The following is a 17,214-nucleotide window of genomic DNA, read 5'->3' on the forward strand; positions in this document are numbered from 1 at the left end:
GGGAGAGGCTCGGGTGAGCTGGGACGTCAAGAACGCTCAGCCGCTTGTGAGATCGATCGACGCGCTGAGCGGCGCCGCGTTGTCGTTGACGGTGATCGCCGGACGCGGGGCGCCGCGTAGGTGCGGCTTGTAGGCGGTGGAGGCGGCGTGGGCCGACTGGGCTTGTTGCAGGCGTTTGCCCACTTCGTCGCGGCGGGCGGTGAGCTCGCCCTCGTGCAGTTGGTCGATGGAGATCACCTCGGCGAGAAGCCCGTTGCACGCGTCGGCGTCCGCCTTGCAGGCGGCGCGGTCGGTCTCGGAAGGCCAGCAGCGCGACTCGGGGTCTTCGTGGCGGAAGGCGTCGAGGCCGCGTTCGATGACCTGCAGTCCGGTGATCAGTTGCTGTTTGCCTCCCAGCACCTGCAGCAGAGCGGCGGCGTCTCCGGCGGCGATGAGCTCTCCTTGGCGTCGGCCCAGCGCGACGAGCTGCTCGAGCAGCCGGCGCTTCTGCCGCACGAGGCGAGCGAGCGATTCGGTCGGCGTTGTGGGGGACGTGGTAGGCATCGGGCCTCGAGAAACGGTCAAAGCTGCTGGAGTTGGGAGAGCAATCGATCCCACTCCGTGCGGGTCAGGTTGGTCGAAGTAGCAAAATCGGCGTCGGGTGGCAATCGCTGTAAGAGCTGTTGCGCTTGCTGAACCACGCCCATCGCCTTGGTCCGGTCGCTCTGCCGGCGCCAGCAGTGATAGATGTGCACCAGCGCCTCGAGCATGTAAGGCTCGTTCTGATAGAGCGTCGAAACGCTCGCGAACGACTGACGAGCCTCCTCGTACCGGTTCAGGTCGAACAAGACGTTGCCGCCCAGCATGAAGCAGTTGCGGAGGGTCGCCCGGTCGAGGTCGTCGCCCGAGTCGGCGAGCGTGATCTCGCGTTGCACCTGCTGGAACATGTGGAGAGCGGCTTCGAGGTACTCGTCGGCTTCGCGACGGGCCTGCTCGCGCTCGTTGACGGTTTGTGCCGCGTTGAATCGCTTCAGCGGTTCCTGGGCCGCTTGGCGATTGGAGAGGGCGATCTGATAGCGCGCCAGGCGGGCTTGGGGGTCGTCCGGGTAGCGATTGATCCCTTCCTCGAGCTCGGCGATCGCCTCGTTGTGCCGACCCGACTCGGCGAGCAGTTGGCCGAGATCGAACTTGGAATCCCGCCACTCGGGGCTCGCCGGCGTCAGGGCGGTGCGGGTCAGGTTGTAGCGGAGCAACTCCTCGGACTTGTCAAAATCGCCGCGCAGGCGGTGCGCCCTCGCGCAGACCAGACGGGCCCGATACGACGACGCATCGTTTGCGTGGAACTCGAGGCATTCCTCGAGCGTGCGGATCGCCGCTTCGTCTTCGCCACGAGAGAGGTGGGCTTCGCCGACTCGGAGCAGGGCCAACGCGTTCCGAGAGATGGGCTCGTTGCGTAGATAACGCTCGATGACTCGGATGGTTTCGCCGTAGGCCTGGCCCGCCTGGAGCATCTCGGCTGCAACCCAGAGGTCGTCGGTGAACTGACGGGTGGCGAACCGCGCCTCCGCGAGTCGCTCGTAGACGACGCCCGACTCGCGGAGCCGGTGGCGTCCCTGCCGCCGCTGCGGCTCGCCACGCGACCCGAGGGCGTCGGCTTGCTCGATGAGATTCTCGCCCCAACCGCGCAGCGTATCGGCCTGCATCAGCAGCTGTTGGGTCGTTCCCACCAGCGGACCGACCCAGTCGGTGAGCTGCAGGGCGGCGTCGTAGCGGCCGCGGTCGAGCAGCACCGCGTGGGCCTCGAGGGTTCGGCGGCGCACCTCGCTCAACGGCAGCGAACGGTTGCGGTAGGCCTTGGGATCGTCCAGGGTGTCGAGCGCCCGGCGGTAGGCGGCGATGGCGGCGTCGTCGGCGCCCTCACGCTGGAGGAGGTCTCCTTCGGCGAAGGCCGCGGCGATGCCGGCGTCCGACGTGCCGTGCGAACGCCGGAGCTCGCGGTAGCCCTCGACCGCCTCGTCGCGGTTGCCGAGGAGCTCGGCGATCCGGGCCTTGAGGAAGTCGCTCTCGCGAGAGACGCCCGTTGAGAGTTGGTCTTCGCGGCGGGCTCTTTCCAACACCGAGCCGGCGTTCTTGGCGATGGCGACGCGTCGCTCCGGCGGGGCGTTCTCGAGCTGCACCACCAGAGAGCGGCCTTCGGCGAGCGAGCGGCGCGCCGGGTTGGCCCTCGGGCCGGCGGAGGCGGCCGCCTGCTCCGCCTCCACGCCTCGGCCCAGCATCGCGAGGGCCTCGGACCTCAGCAACAAGGCCGAGGCGCGTTGGTCGGCGTCGATGTCGGGGTCCTTGATCGCGGTGTCGATCTCGCCAACGGCGTCTTCAAAGTTGGGCGTTGGGGCGTAGAAGTGCGCCTCGGCCAGCAGCAGGTGGGCCCGCCACTTCCGCTCGACGCCGGCGGCGAGCGCGTCGCGGAGCGCTTCGACCCCCTGCTGCAGCTGTCGGCTTTCCAGCAGCGACTTGCCCAGCAGGTAGAGCCCTTCGGCGTTGCGGCCGTCGGGGAAGGCGAAGGTCCGCGCTTCGGCCAGATACTTCGAGGCGATGAAGTAGTCGTTGCGGCCGCGTTCGCTGGACCATTGCCGTTCCGCTTCGCGGACTTTGAGGGCGCCCATGATGAAGAGCGCGGCGCCGTAGTCGGACGTCTTCAGCGAGTCGCCTTTCATGAGATCGGTGACGATCGCCCGGGCTGAGTCGTCCTCGCCGGCGTCGAACTCTTCCAGCGCGCGGGCGAGGTTCGCGTTTTCGGGGGTGATCGCGATCTCCGCGACCAGCACCCACGCGCCGACCGTCGCCACCAGCGCGAGGATCAGTGCCGCGCCGATCAGCTTGCTGCGGATAGGGTGGCCATCGGTCCAGTGACGCAAGCGTCCCAATAGCCCCGTAGGCGCTACGTCGGTCTCTTCGTCGCGTAGTTCCTCGGGCTCGGGCACAGCCGGCGCCTCCGTACAGACGGGGGGCGGCGCAGGCATCGGGCCAACGCCGCCAGAGGGCGGCTTCTACAGACGCGACCGCGGCGGTGTCAACGGAGAGACCCGCAAGCCAAACGACGTGCTAGCGGAGCCACCGGGCAGGCGGTGAACCTGGTTGACAAGGTTGATCACTTCCGGAGAGTGATCAACCTTGTCAACCAGCGTCGGTGGAGAAAGAAACTTGGAAGTTGGAAAGTGGGGCGCCCCCCAAGTGGGAAGGGAGCCCTAAGCGTCAGCGCCGGGAGTCGAAGCGGGTACCCGGCGCCACTCCCGGCGCTGACGCTTAGGGCTCCCGAACCGCTTCGTTCTCTCAGCGGCTTCAGCCGCAGACGATGCCCATCGCCCAGCGGTTGAGGTCCGCTAGCATCGTGGTCGTCAGGTCGTCGTCGCCCGGGTACTGGCGGATCGCGACACTGCAGCCGGCCGAGTGGAGCAGCGACAGGTCGCGGCAGACTTGCGGCTCGGAGTAAGCGGGGCTCTGTTTGCACGCCGAGAGCAGCATCGGCAGCTCCCGCAGCTCGTTGACGCGGCAGAGCAGGGCGTCGCTGGTCGGCAGGGCGCCGTCGAGCGTCGCGACGCCGGCGAACCGGCCCGGGTGCCGCAGGGCGATCCGCATCGCCATCGAGCCGCCCGAGCCCGAGCCGGCGAGGAAGACGCGACGCGGGTGCAGCGAGAAGCGTTCGCCGGTCGCCTCGATCGCGTCGAAGACGGCGTCCTCGGCGGCGTCGATGCTGTCGGCGTTTTGCCTCCAACCGAAGGCGGAGGCGACGCCGTCGACGCCCCGCGGGGCGGTCGCGACGAAGTTCCGCACGCTGATGTGCCGCATCACCTGCGGCAGGGTCTGCTCGTTGGCGCCGTCGCCGTGGAGCCAGACCAGCAGCGGGTACTGGTAGCCGCTCTCGTAGCCGAGCGGGGCGAAGGTGGCGGTTGTCGGGTCGACCGCTGGCGCTGCTGTCGCTTCGCTCCACGCCCACTCGGCGGGGACCGAGCGACGTGACTCGGAGTAAGGGACGGTGCTAGTGGGGACGAGCGAGTGCGGAGTCGACTTAAAGGAAGTCTTCGCAACAACAGACGGCACGCGTGGCATCGTCAAGACAACTCCGGGGCGGCGGCGGCGGGAGGTCGGACAGCGGTCATCGGAAGGACCACCGTGGTTGGCGAGCGATCGACGAGGTCGACGAGCGCCCGATTGCTCGGGTGAGGCGAAATCTACGCGAGGCGATACGGATTCGTCAACGCGAACCGACGCTAGCAACGGCGAACTTTTCGGAGATCACCGCTGCCGCCATCGGCGGAGCGAAGAGCGGTGCGCTAGACGAGACCCGCCATGGCGGTCACAAGTTCTTTCACCGCGTCGACGCTCTTCTTGAACGCCGCGGTCTCGCTGTCGGTCAGCTCAAGCTCGACGATCTTCTCAACGCCGCCGGTGCCGAGGATGACGGGCACGCCGACGTAGTAGCCGCCGACGCCGTACTCCTTGTCGCAGTACGCGGCGCAGGGGATCAGCCGCTTCTTGTCGCGGATGACGGCCTCGACCATCTGCGCGGTGGCGCCGGCCGGGGCGTAGAACGCGCTGCCGGTCTTCAGCAGGCCGACGATCTCGGCGCCCCCCTTGCGGGCGCGGTCGATGATCGCGTCGAGCTTGTCTTGCGACAGCAGCTGCGAAATCGGGATGCCGCCGACGCTCGTGCAGCTGGCGAGCGGCACCATCGTGTCGCCGTGGCCGCCCATCAGTAGGGCCGAGATGTCCTCGACGCTGACGCCGAGCTCCATCGCCAAGAACGTGCGGTAGCGCGCCGTGTCGAGCACGCCGGCCTGGCCGATGACGCGGTTCGGCGGGAAGCCGGTCACTTGCAGGGCGCGCTGCACCATCGCGTCGAGCGGGTTGCTGACGACGATGACGACGGCGTCCGGGCTCGACTTGGCGACTTGCTCACAGACCAGGCCCATGATCTTGGCGTTGGTGGCGAGCAGGTCGTCGCGGCTCATGCCGGGCTTCCGCGGGATGCCCGCGGTGATGACCACCACGTCGCTGCCGGCCGTGTCGGCGTAGTCGTTCGTGCCGATGATGTTCGAGTCGAAGCCGAAGATCGGCGAGGATTGCCGCAGGTCGAGCGCCTTGCCGCGGGGCATGTCGGCCATGTCGCCGGGGATGTCCAAGAGGACGATATCCCCGAGCTGCTCGGCGGCGCACCAATGGGCGCAGGTAGCGCCGACGTTGCCGGCTCCAACGATGCTGATCTTGGCGCGACGCATGAACAGGGTCTCCCGGAAGGAGGGACAGACGAAAGGGCGGAACGACTAGCGGAGAGTATCGCGCCAGTCGATTCGCCCAACAAGGGGCGACCCTCTGTCGCAGCGCAACGCCGATGGCTGGTTGACAAGGTTGATCACTCAGGGGAAGTGATCAACCTTGTCAAACAGGTGGGGGGAAGTCGGAAAGGTGGAAGTGGGAAGGGAGCCCTAAGCGTCAGCGCCGGGAGTGGCGCCGGGTACCCGCTTCAACTCCCGGCGCTGGCGCTTAGGGCTCCCTTACGATTTAGGGCTCCCCGATCGCATTTGTCGGGCGCGCGTTGCGTCGGGCTCGGCTGTTTGACAAGGTTGATCACTCTCCGGAAGTGATCAACCTTGTCAAACAGCGACCTTCTCAAGCAGCCGCGCCGCGGGGCGCCGCCGGCGCGACGCGAGCGGCGCGAGGGCCGTCGCGGCGAGCCACACGACGGGCGGCTCGGGGACGAGGCGATAGACGTAGACCGCCCCGGTGCGATTACCACCACCCGGGCCAGCGCTGACCGCCAGCAGCCCGTCCTTGAACGCGAGGCGATCGCCGAAGTTGGTGCGCAATACGCTGGGGTCGAGCGTCAGTCGATCGATCTCAGTCCCCGTCTTGACGTCGAAGACGTAGATGGCGCCGACGCCGGGCGCTCCGACGACGGCGATCCCGTTGTCGATCGCGACCGATGCGCCAAAGTGTTCAGCGATTCGATTGCCCACTCCGGTTAATTTCGTGAGCTGCTCGCCCGTTGAAACATCGAAGAGGTACGCGGCGCCCGATCTGGCGCCCGGGGCGGCGACGATCGCGACACCGTCGTCAATAGCGACCTGCGTGCCAAAACTGTTGTCAGCCGGAGTATCGTCCGGCGCAAGGTCGAGGAGCTTGGCCGGAAGGGAGAGGTCGAACAGGCTCGCCAATCCGACTCCGCTAAAGTCGGGACTTCCGATGAGGGCGAGGCCTCCATCGAGGTCGACCGAGGAGCCGAACCAGCTCGTTGGCGTCGAAGCGGACGTGAGCTTACCGAGTCGCGACCCGTCTTGCGTATTAACGATGTAGACGGCGCCACGTTGGGTGTCAGAGATGAACTCGCGGGGAGAACCAATGAGGGCGATGTCGTTGTCCATCGCCATCGCCGAGCCGAACGAGTTTTCGGAGCGTACGTCGCCCGTCGGTTTACCCAGCAGGGCGCCCGTGGTGAGGTCGAACAGGTAGGCCGTGTCAAACTGCGTCGCGCCGCGGGGAGCGCCGACAAGCGCCCTGTCGCCGCTGACGGCGATCGTCAATCCGAAGGCGTCCGCTCTGCTGGTGGAGCTGTCACTCAGTCGGTTCAGCAGGGCGCCGCTGGTGGGATCGAACACATAGCCCGCCCCGCCTACCGAGCCCGGAGCCGAATCGGAAGACAACGCCGCGCCCGCAACGACGACTCCATCCGTCGCGACATTGCGACCAAATTCGGGTCCCACCGGCGTCTCGACAGGCAGTTCCCGGACCAACTCAAACCACTTCGCCTCCGCCGAGCCGCTGGTAAGCAGCACGAGGGTCGCGAACGCCGCTTTGCCGAAGAGGTGATTCATGGAGTTGGATCGAGCGTTGATTAATCCGGGAAGGCCTGTCGAGGTGTGTGGCATCATAACGGCCACGCCGGTGGCGAGACAGCTTCTGGCTCGCAGTCGTTTTGAACGGAACGCGTTGCATTCGACCCTGTTTGACAAGGTTGATCACTTCCCGTGAGTGATCAACCTTGTCAAACAGCGTCGGTAGAGAAAGAAACTTGGAAGTGGGAACTTGGAAGTTGGAAGCCCCCAAATGGGAAGGGAGCCCTAAGCGTCAGCGCCGGGAGTGGCGCCGGGTACCCGATTCGACTCCCGGCGCTGGCGCTTAGGGCTCCCTTACTGTTTAGGGGCTCCCTTACCAATTGGGGGCTCCCTTCCTTCCGGCTGGTTGACAAGGTTGATCACCTCTTGGGAGTGATCAACCTTGTCAACCAGGGTGGTTTGGCGCGCTTCGTGTTCGGTTTTGGCCGCGCGATGTGGTAGATGTATGCGTGTTCACTTCACGCCACGCCGCCACGAGGCCCGCCCGATGTCTGACGCGCCGCTCACGATCCTCGTCTCGCCCGTCGATGCTTACGGCAAGCGGAGCTTCACCGCCCGCGGCGCCGACGGCGAGTACACCGACCGGTTTCATCCGGACGACTCGCACCGCCGTGACAAGTTCGTCGCGCAGGCGGCCCGCGTGGCGTGCGAGCCCGACGGGCCCGCCACGACGCGGGCGATCCTCGCCTACTTCTATGCGCAGCTGCGGCAGGCGGCCGTCGACGCGCAGGCAAGCGACGAGCCGCGGCTGGTGGTGCGCTGCGCGGCGTCGATCGAACGGCGGGCGGTCGATTGGCTGTGGCCGGGGCGTTTGCCGATCGGCTCGCTCGCGATGTTCGCCGGCGACCCGGGCCTGTCGAAGAGCACGCTGTCGCTCGATATCGCGGCGCGCGTGACGCGTGGCGCCGAGTGGCCCGACGGGCGCGGCGCCGCGCAGGCGGGGGGCGTCGTGGTGCTCAGCGCCGAGGACGACGCGGCGACGACCATCGTGCCGCGGCTCGAGGCGCACGGGGCCGACCTGTCGAAGGTGGCGATCGTCGAAGGCGTGTCGAACCGCCGCGCGCCGGCCGACGGCGACCCGACGCCCGACCGGCCGACCCGCGGCTTGTCGTTGGCGTCGGACCTCGACCTGGTGCGCGACGTGATCGACCAGCAGGGCGACACCCGTCTGCTGGTGATCGACCCGATCAGCGCCTACACGCCGGGCGTCGACACGCACCGCAACGCCGACGTCCGGGGCTTGCTGGCGCCGCTCGCGTCGTTGGCCGCTTGGAAGGGGATCACCGTGCTGTGCGTGACGCACCTCAACAAGTCGCAGGGGGGCCCGGCCGTCTACCGCACGATGGGCTCGCTGGCGTACATCGCGGCGGCCCGCGTCGGGCACCTGGTGGCCCGCGACCCAGACGACGCGGAGCGTCGCCTGTGGCTGCCGATCAAGAACAACCTGGCGCCCGACCGCGACGGCCTCGCCTACACGATCGTCACGGACGAGCTGCCGACCGGCGAGTCGATTGGCCGCATCGAGTGGGAGCCCGAGCCGGTGCTGCTGAACGCCGACGAGCTCTCGCCCGCCGACAACAGCGACAGCGGCGCCCCGCGTGGCCGCCGCGACAGCCGCACGGCCGAGGCCGAGGCGTGGCTCACCCGCCGGCTCGGAGGGGGCGGAGCGATCGTCAGCCGCGAGCTGCTCGACGAGGGGTCGCAACAAGAGGGCTTCGGCGAGCAGACGCTCCGCAAGGCGGCCCGCCGGCTGGGCGTCGAGATGCGGCGTGACGCCGGCCACGGCCCGTACCGCTGGCGCCTGCCTGCTAGCAAGCCGGTGTTTGACAAGGTTGATCACTCCCCCGAGGTGATCAACCTTGTCAAACAGCCCGAGCCCGCCGCGGAGGTCGCCAAGAGCCGGTGCCAGCACGAGTGGAGCGAGTCGCCGAGCACGTTCGACGGCTACGTGCGCGTCGCGTGCCAGCGTTGTGGCGAGAGCCTGGGCGACGTGCCGCTAGCAGCGTGAAAGCGAGGGGGAAGTTGGAAGTTGGAAGTTGGAAGTGGGAAGTGGGAAGTGGGAAGGGGGGAGGGGAGCCCTAAGCGTCAGCGCCGGGAGTCGAAGCGGGTACCCGGCGCCACTCCCGGCGCTGACGCTTAGGGCTCCCTTCCCACTTGGGGGCTCCCCACTTCCCACTTCCAACTTCCGCCCTCCAACTTCCCCCTTCCCACTTCTTGGTGGTTTTCCTAACGTTCCGCCGCCTTCCGACCGGGAGGGCGTGACAAACGCGACGCGGCTCCCAGGGAAGGGAGCGCGGCCGCGTGTGAGGGAAGCTATGACGAGCGGCCACGACGACAACGCAGCCAACGGCCCCTGGGGCCGGATTGGCGACCTCATCCTGCCGGTGGCGATGATCGCCAGCGTGCTGGTGGTGCTGGTGCCGCTGCCGTCGGCGTTGCTCGACATCATGCTCGCGGCGAACATCACCGTCTCGGTGATCATCCTGCTGACGACCATCTATGTGCGGTCGCCGCTCGAGTTCAGCGTGTTCCCGTCGATGCTGCTCGCGACGACGCTCGCCCGGCTGGTGCTCAACGTCGCCACGACGCGGCTCATCCTGACGCAGGCGGGCTCGGCCAAGATGGACGCCGCCGGCGGCGTCATCACGGCGTTCAGCGAGTTCGTCGCGGGCGACCGGATCGTTGTCGGTCTGATTATCTTCGTCATTATTATCGTGATCCAGTTCATGGTGATCACGAAGGGCGCCACGCGGATCTCGGAAGTCGCCGCGCGGTTCGCGCTCGACGGCATGCCGGGCAAGCAGATGGCGATCGACGCCGACCTCAACGCCGGCATCATCGACGAGCACGAGGCCCAGACCCGCCGCAACGAGATCACCCAACAGGCCGACTTCTTCGGCGCCATGGACGGCGCCAGCAAGTTCGTACGCGGCGACGCCATCGCCGGCATCATCATCACGGTGATCAACATCGTCGGCGGCCTGGTCATCGGCGTCGGCCAAGAGGGGATGAAGTTTGGCGAAGCGGCCGACCTCTTCACGCGGCTCACGATCGGCGACGGCTTGGTGAGCCAGGTCCCGGCGTTCCTGATCTCGCTGGCGGCCGGCTTGCTGGTCACCCGCAGCAGCCGCAAGACGAACATGCCCGCCATGTTCATCGATCAGATGTTCAGCCGCCCGCAGGCGCTGATGGTGTCGGCGGCGTTCCTCGGCGTGCTGGTCTTCACGAACCTGCCGACGACGCCGCTGCTGGTGCTGGGCGGCGCGTGCGTCGGCCTCGCCCGGTCGCTGCAGAACAAGAAACGCAACGAGCCGAGCGAAGAGGACCAGAAGAAGAAGGCCGAGCCGCCGGCGGAGAAACGCGTCGAGGACTACCTTTCCGTCGATCCGATGGAGGTCGAGCTCGGCGTCGGACTCATCCGCCTGGCCGACCCCAACCGGGGCGGCGACCTGCTCGACCGCGTCCAGAAGGTGCGCAACAACATCGCCGGCGAAGTTGGCCTCGTGATGCCGAAGGTCCGCATCCGCGACAACATGCGGCTCGATCAAAACTCGTACCGCATCAAGATCGCCGACATGCAAGTCGCCACCGCGCAGATCGAGCCCGGCATGCTGCTGGCGATCGACTCGGGCATGACCAGCGGCCAGGTCGAGGGGATCGCGACCAAGGACCCCGCCTTCGGCACCGACGCCCTCTGGATCAACTACAGCAAGCAAGACGAGGCCGAGATGCTCGGCTACACGGTCGTCGAGCCCGGCGCGGTGCTCGCCACGCACCTGACCGAGGTCTGCCGCCGCCACGCCGACGAGATCCTCACCCGCGACGCCGCCAAGGCGTTGATCGACGAGCTCAAGCTCCAGTCGCCGACCGTGGTCGGCGAGCTGATCCCGGACGTGATGTCGCTCGCCGAGGTGCAGAACGTGCTGCAGATGCTGCTGCGAGAGCAGGTCTCGATCCGCCAGCTGGCGACGATCCTCGAGGCGCTCGGCGACAACGCGCCGAAGAGCAAGGACCCGATCCTGCTCACCGAGTACGTCCGCCACCGCTTGGCCCGCCAGCTCTGCACCCGCTACCGCGACCGCGAGAGCCAGCTGCACGTCATCGCGCTCGACCCGACGCTCGAGGACAAGGTCCGCACCGGCTTCGAGCACTCCGAGCGTGGCCTGTTCGTGCGGCTGCCGCCGGCGACGATCGAATCGATCAACCGCGCCATCGGCGCCGAGGCCCAGAAGCTCGCCACAACGGGCCACAGCCCGGTGCTGCTGGTGAGCCCACAGATCCGCGCCGCGGTCAAACAAATCACCGAGACCTCGCTGCCGCAACTAGCGGTGCTCAGCTTCAACGAAGTCACAAGAGATACGACGCTCGTCACCCACGGCGTGGTGAACGAAGGCTAACGATGATTGCGGATTTTGGATTTCGGATTGCGGATTAACCGTAAGCGAACTCCAACGTCCAACGAATCCGAGATCCGCAATCCCCAATCCGCAATCCAATGACCATCAAAACCTTCCGAGCCCGCACGCTCCGCGACGCCCTGGCGATGGTGCGCGCCGAGTTTGGACCCGAAGCGGCGGTGCTCCACTCGCGTGAAGTCAACGCCGGGCCGATCGCCCGGCTGGTGCGGGGCCGTGCGGTTGAAGTCGCCGCGACGCCCGACCACTCGCCGCTCGCCGAGCAAGCGGCCCGCAGCGGCGCTGTCCTTGGCGGCCAGCGCCCGTCCCTTACGCCGCCGCTGTTTGACAAGGTTGTTCACTCCCCCCAAGTGATCAACCTTGTCAAACAGCAACCACCCGCCACGCCAACGCCGACTCCGCCAACCGCCGAGCCAGTAGCCGCCGAGCCAGCCGCCGCCGACCCGCAGGTGCAGGTCTGTGGCGAGCTGATCGCCGCCGATGTCGCCCCCGAGCTCGCCCGCACCTTGGTGCGTGACGCCGCGATCCGGTTGATCGACGGCAAGAGCGACGCCGCGTCGTACCGCCGCGCCGTGGTGGCGTCGCTGCGAGAGAAGTTTGCCGTCAGCGGGCCGATCCGCGTCGATGCGAACAGCGGCCGTTGCCGGGTGGTTGCGCTGGTCGGTGCGACCGGCGTCGGCAAGACCACGACGCTCGCCAAGCTCGCCGCCAACTACCGCCTCCGCGGTGGCGCCCGCGTCGGCGTCGTCACGGTCGACACGTACCGCGTCGCCGCGGTCGAACAGCTCCGCACGTACGCCGAGATCATCGACCTGCCGATGGAGGTCGTCGCGACGCCCGCCGAGATGCGGGCCGCGGTGGCGAAGCTGGCGGGTCTCGACCTGGTGCTGATCGACACCGCCGGCCGCAGCCCCCGCGACGCCGAGCGGATCGAAGAGCTCCGCACGCTGCTCGCCGAAGCGGCGCCCGACGAGACGCACCTCGTGGCGAGCGTCACCAGCACCGCCCGCGGCCTGCGTGACACGATCCAGCGCTTCGCCGCGGTGAAGCCGACCTCGCTACTGCTCACGAAGCTCGACGAGGCGCCCGCGCTCGGCCACGCCGCCGCGCCGGTCGTCGACGCCGGCCTGCCGGTCAGCTACCTGACCGACGGCCAGAGCGTGCCCGAAGACATCCGCATCGCCGCCGGCGAAGAACTCGCCCAGCGGCTGCTGGGGGAGCAATTGTTATGAGTCGCCCCAACAATCGAGTCGCACTGGCAGTCGAGTCGCACAAGCAATTGACGGGGAGCCCTAAGCGCCAGCGCCGGGAGTGGCGCTGGGTACCCGCTTCAACTCCCGGCGCTGACGCTTAGGGCTCCCTTCCCACTTGGGGGCTCGCGACCTTGTAGTCTCGCTTCCCACTTCCAACTTCGCACTTCCAACAATGCCGCCTTCTCCTTCCGCTCCGAACCACGCTAGTGATGGCCAGCAGGCCGATCACTTGCGTCGCGTTGCGGAAGGCCTCGCGGCGGGCGGGCCGCCGACCGCGGACCGCGTCGTCGTGGTGCTCGGCGCCAAGGGAGGCGTCGGCACGTCGTCCGTGGCGTTGGCCGTGGCCCGTGACTTGGCGCGTTCGAGCAGCCAACCGGAAGGGGTCGCCGTGCTAGCGATCGACGCGCACGCCGGCCGCAACGACTTGGCGGTGATGGCCGGAGCGGAAGCGACGCCGACACCGGGGCTCGCCCTCACGACGGCCGCCAAGCTCGGCGTCCCCCCGCAACCGGGCGACGGCCCCGCCGTCACCGAAGCGGCCAAGCGGCTGCTCCGCGCCGGGCGGCTGTGGACCGACGACTCGGGCGGCTGGATCGTCATCGACGCCGGCGTGGGCGACACCCTCTGGGCCCGCGAGCTAGCGAGCCGCGCGCAGCGGCCGCTGCTGGTCACCACCGGCGACCGGCTTTCGACGGTCAACGGCTACCTGACGCTCAAGCGACTGGGCGGCGTGGTCTCGCGCGTCGGGCTGATTGCGAATCACTGCGACGACGACGAGGCGGCCCGCCACGTGCACGCCGCGCTCGCCCATTCGTGCCAGCAATTCTTGTCCCGATCGCCGGCGCTGGCCGGCTGGCTACCAACGACGACAACCGATCCGGCGCTCGCGCCCGTCACCGCGGCCGCCGCTGCTTGAGCCTCCCTCTTCGAACCGGAAAGAATGACCAATTCGTCTCAACCCTCCGCCGCCCGCTCGCCGATGACAGTTGAGTGCGACCCGTCGCGCCCCCATCGGGCAAGATGGGCAGCTTGTCGAAGGTTTGCGGCCACAGGGACGGAAAAGTCATGGCAAGGGCCTACGCCGGCGCGCTCGGCTCCCTTGCCTGGGCATTCACGTTCGCGCGGGGCGCCCTCCTCGGCGCCAGCATAGAGGGGACGGCCTTATCCGCCGTCATCGCGATGCTGGCCCTAGCGGGCGTTGGATACATCGTTGGACAGATCGCCGAGGCGACGGTCGACGAATCGGTCCGACAGCGAATCCAGAGACAGATCGACGAGTTTGAGGCGGCGAAAAACTGAAGCCCAAGGCCCGGCGCCTGGGACTTTACAAAATACGCGGGAAGGATCCCGCACGCGGCTCGCCACGGGTGGCGTGACCGTAAGTGATTCACGGAGGAATGTATGGCAGCAACGACGCTTGCTTCGCGGGTGCTACGTCCGCAGACCAATGGCCCGGTCAAGGACCCGAAGAAAGAAGCCGCCAAAGAAGCCCGCGCCGCCGAGATGGCGGTCATCTGGAAGGCTTACAAGGCGGACCCCGACAACAAGTCGCTCCGCAATCGACTGGTTGAAGAGTACCTTCCCCTGGTGAAGTACAACGGCGAGCGGATCTGGAGCCGCCTGCCCGACGGCGTCGAACTCGACGACCTCATCTCGGCCGGCGTCTTTGGTCTGATGGACGCGATCAACGCGTACGACATGGACCGCGGCGTCAAGTTCGAGACCTACTGCGTCCCCCGTATCCGTGGCGCGATGCTCGACGAGCTCCGCAGCATGGACTGGGTCCCCCGCCTGGTGCGGTCGAAGGCCTCGAAGCTCGGCGCCGCCGTCAAGGCGATGGAGGCCGAGCTCGGCCGCTCGCCGACCGAGATCGAGCTCGCCGCACGGATGGAGATGTCCGTCAAAGAGCTCGAGAAGATGATCCAAGAGGCGAACGCCGTCGGACTCATCAGCCTCAACAAGAAGTGGTACGAGACCGACAGCTACAAGGACGTCCGCGAGATCGACATCCTCGAGGACAAGAAGTCGGACGACCCGACGCGCCGCGTCCAGAAGTCGGACCTCATGCGGCTCGTGACCAAGGGCCTCAACCGCAACGAGCGCCTCATCATCATCCTCTACTACTACGAGGAACTGACGATGAAGGAAATCGGCACGACGCTCGACCTCTCCGAGAGCCGCGTCAGCCAGATGCACTCGGCGATCGTCCAGCGTCTGCAGGGCCAGCTCGGCCGGCGCCGGCCGGAGTTCGGCGTCGCCTGAGGCCGCTCCGCTATCAGTCCACGATCTAAGAAGCCGTCGGCGCAAGCCGGCGGCTTTTTTCTTTTCCACCCTGGGCCGGCGTCTTCGATCGGCGCCGCTAGCAGACCTGTTTGACAAGGTTGATCACTTCCCGAGAGTGATCAACCTTGTCAAACAGCGGCTGCTATCACGACGGCGCCCGACCGATCGAGCCGCTGCGGCGACCGCTGTGATTTGGCGTATCGCCGGTTTCGCGATGCCGGTAACTTCCCCCCCAATCGCATGGCCCCCCCATTGCATGGGTCACGCCGCGTAAGTGCTATCGCTTGCAACTGCACCGTTTGATGAAAATCCCTCCTCAATGGATCGCGTGGCCGATCGCCGCGGTCGTGCTCCTGTTCCGCTGGACGTGTCGACTGCGGGTCTACAACGACCCGCGGCCCGAACTCAAACGGCGCGGCGTCCGCTACGCCTACTCGATCCTCCACGGCCACCAGCTCGCCGCGGCGATCAACACCGAGCCCAACACCGCCGCGATGGTGTCGCAGTCGGGCGACGGTGAGCTGATGGTCCGCGCGTTCCTCGCCCTGGGCGTCACGCCGGTGCGGGGCTCGAGCCGCAAGAACGGCCGCGACCGGGGCGGCGCCGCCGCCCTCGACGCCCTCACCGAGCACGTCGCAAGCGGCACGGGCCCGGCGATCATCGCCGTCGACGGGCCCCGCGGCCCCAAGGGCTGCGTCAAGAAAGGGATCGCCGCCCTCGCCGACCGCGCCGACGCCGCGGTGCTCAACGTCGTGCTGATCCCAAAATGGCGGCTGCGGATCACGCCGTCGTGGGACCGCTTCCAGGTCCCGATCCCGTTCACCCGGATCGACGCCTACTTCGCCGAGCCGATCCGTAAACGCCCCAACGAAGGGGTCGAGGCGCTCCGCCGCCGGATCGAGGACTCGCTCAACGCGCTCGAAGCCGAGCACGACCCGACCGAAGCCCGCGCCGGCGAAGCGCTCCGCCGCGCCGCGTAGCGGGGCCAGCCGCGGGCCGCCGGCGCTCTCTCGGACTAGGCCGTGTTGGTATTCTCCTGGCGACTCTGTCGCCCGATCTCCCTCCCCTTGATGGGGAGGGTCGGGGAGGGGTGAGGAACCCGGGCACCCGGCGCGTCCCCCCCACTTATCCAGGGAAGTGGCCTCCCCACGAGGGGGGAGGGAGGTCGGACGACAGGGGGCCAAGAGAGTGTCAGCACGACCTAGAATCCACCGTGCAGGGCTGTTTGATCAGGTTGATCACTCCCCCAAGGTGATCAACCTTGTCAAACAGCCCTCGTTGGGGCCTTCCCTTGTGGCAAGGACTAGCCGACTTTTGGGGCCCGGCCGGTTTTCTTGAACCCTTCGCCCGACGCCGCGGCACTGTGGCGGCATGACGGTCATGAGCCAGCCCCTCCCGCCCACCGCCGACGCGTCGCTCCCGCGAGGGCGAGCCGCGCCGGCCCTCGACCTGGGGCGGCTGGTCCGTGACCGTCAGGCCGAGGTCTGGCGTTACCTGCGTTACCTGGGCGCCGAACCCACCGAGGCGGACGACCTCACCCAAGAGACTTTCCTCGCCGTCGCCCGCTCGACCTTTGTCGAAGCGTCCGACCAACAGACGGCCGGCTACCTCCGCACGGTCGCCCGGCGACAGCTGCTGATGCTGCGGCGCAAACAGAAGCGCCGTTGTGAGACGACCGACCTCGACGCCGCCGAAACGGTCTGGTCCGAAGCGATGTGGCGTGACCGATCGCACGGCGATCCCTGGGACGACCACGTCGACGCGGCCCGCGACTGTGTCGAGAAGCTTGAAGGCCGTGTACGGCAAGCGATCGACTTGACGTATCACCAGGGCGAGAGCCGCGAGGCGATCGCCACGACGCTCGGCATGACCGCCGACGGCGTGAAGACGCTGTTGCGACGCACCCGTGAGAAGCTGCGCGAGTGCATCGAGGCGACGCTGCGGCCCAACTTGTAGGGTCCGCTGTGCGGACCGCACGACCGAGTCGGAGCTATCAGGGACTTTTGTCCCAGCAGACACCGTTAACCACGGTCCGCACAGCGGACCCTACTCGATATGAGCAATCCCCAACCAACCGCCGCCGATCACCACGACCGGCTGACCGACCGCGTGCTCGCCGAGGCCCTCGGCGCCGAGCGGCCACCCGACTTGTCCGCCGCGATCGCGTCACGCCTTGCCGACGCGCAGGCCGAGGTCGCCGCCCCTTCCGGGAGAACTGCGATGCAAACCCGACGTGCGTGGATCGTGCTACTGGCCACAGCGGCTTCGTTGATGGCGGTCGTGCTGTGGCGCGGCGTCGCCACAGTTAATGAGCCAAAGGTTGCGCTGATAGAGCCAGCAGCGACTGAAGCTGCATCATCGGCCACCGCGTCGTCGAGTCACAAGCCAAACGCT

General features: G+C 67.6%; 13 protein-coding genes. 8 read left to right on the forward strand and 5 right to left on the reverse strand.

Annotated elements, in window-relative coordinates:
- Positions 1-36 precede the first annotated feature (36 nt).
- The 5 genes from Pla108_RS06305 to Pla108_RS06325 all read right to left on the reverse strand — a co-directional run bounded on the left by Pla108_RS06305 (position 37) and on the right by Pla108_RS06325 (position 6,848).
- On the reverse strand, positions 37-543 hold the full coding sequence (locus tag Pla108_RS06305) for a flagellar export chaperone FlgN (RefSeq protein ID WP_146444021.1): 507 nt from the start codon (positions 541-543) through the stop codon (positions 37-39).
- Positions 544-560: 17 nt separating this feature from the next.
- Positions 561-2,999 carry a tetratricopeptide repeat protein gene (locus tag Pla108_RS06310; RefSeq protein ID WP_146444022.1) on the reverse strand — a complete coding sequence of 813 codons (2,439 nt, stop codon included), beginning with the start codon at positions 2,997-2,999 and terminating at the stop codon, positions 561-563.
- Positions 3,000-3,318: 319 nt separating this feature from the next.
- Positions 3,319-4,077, reverse strand: a complete 759-nt coding sequence (locus Pla108_RS06315; protein ID WP_197526289.1) for an alpha/beta hydrolase — start codon at positions 4,075-4,077, stop codon at positions 3,319-3,321.
- Between the two features lie 233 nt (positions 4,078-4,310).
- Positions 4,311-5,255 carry a malate dehydrogenase gene (gene mdh / locus Pla108_RS06320; protein WP_146444024.1) on the reverse strand — a complete coding sequence of 315 codons (945 nt, stop codon included), beginning with the start codon at positions 5,253-5,255 and terminating at the stop codon, positions 4,311-4,313.
- Positions 5,256-5,630: 375 nt separating this feature from the next.
- Positions 5,631-6,848: a hypothetical protein gene (locus tag Pla108_RS06325; RefSeq protein ID WP_197526290.1), complete on the reverse strand. Its 1,218-nt coding sequence runs from the start codon at positions 6,846-6,848 to the stop codon at positions 5,631-5,633.
- Between the two features lie 508 nt (positions 6,849-7,356).
- On the opposite strand from Pla108_RS06325, the gene Pla108_RS06330 reads away from it, so the two are divergent.
- From Pla108_RS06330 to Pla108_RS06365, 8 genes are all read left to right on the forward strand, one after another.
- Positions 7,357-8,877, forward strand: a complete 1,521-nt coding sequence (locus Pla108_RS06330) for an AAA family ATPase (protein WP_197526291.1) — start codon at positions 7,357-7,359, stop codon at positions 8,875-8,877.
- 307 nt (positions 8,878-9,184) lie between these two features.
- Entirely contained in the window at positions 9,185-11,266 is a 2,082-nt protein-coding gene (gene flhA, locus Pla108_RS06335) for a flagellar biosynthesis protein FlhA (RefSeq protein WP_146444027.1), read from the forward strand.
- A 98-nt stretch (positions 11,267-11,364) separates the two neighbouring features.
- Positions 11,365-12,516 (forward strand): flagellar biosynthesis protein FlhF, encoded by a 1,152-nt coding sequence (locus tag Pla108_RS06340; RefSeq protein ID WP_146444028.1) that lies wholly within the window; start codon positions 11,365-11,367, stop codon positions 12,514-12,516.
- Positions 12,517-12,709: 193 nt separating this feature from the next.
- Entirely contained in the window at positions 12,710-13,453 is a 744-nt protein-coding gene (locus Pla108_RS06345) for a MinD/ParA family protein (RefSeq protein ID WP_146444029.1), read from the forward strand.
- Between the two features lie 149 nt (positions 13,454-13,602).
- On the forward strand, positions 13,603-13,836 hold the full coding sequence (locus tag Pla108_RS06350; RefSeq protein ID WP_146444030.1) for a hypothetical protein: 234 nt from the start codon (positions 13,603-13,605) through the stop codon (positions 13,834-13,836).
- A 204-nt stretch (positions 13,837-14,040) separates the two neighbouring features.
- On the forward strand, positions 14,041-14,799 hold the full coding sequence (locus Pla108_RS06355) for a FliA/WhiG family RNA polymerase sigma factor (RefSeq protein WP_146444453.1): 759 nt from the start codon (positions 14,041-14,043) through the stop codon (positions 14,797-14,799).
- Positions 14,800-15,122: 323 nt separating this feature from the next.
- On the forward strand, positions 15,123-15,800 hold the full coding sequence (locus Pla108_RS06360; RefSeq protein ID WP_146444031.1) for a DUF374 domain-containing protein: 678 nt from the start codon (positions 15,123-15,125) through the stop codon (positions 15,798-15,800).
- Positions 15,801-16,200: 400 nt separating this feature from the next.
- A complete protein-coding gene (locus Pla108_RS06365) occupies positions 16,201-16,776 on the forward strand; it encodes an RNA polymerase sigma factor (protein ID WP_197526292.1) in 576 nt (191 codons plus the stop codon).
- The last annotated feature ends 438 nt before the right edge of the window (positions 16,777-17,214 follow it).

It is taken from the genome of Botrimarina colliarenosi, assembly GCF_007859955.1.
In the GTDB taxonomy this organism is placed as follows: domain Bacteria; phylum Planctomycetota; class Planctomycetia; order Pirellulales; family Lacipirellulaceae; genus Botrimarina; species Botrimarina colliarenosi.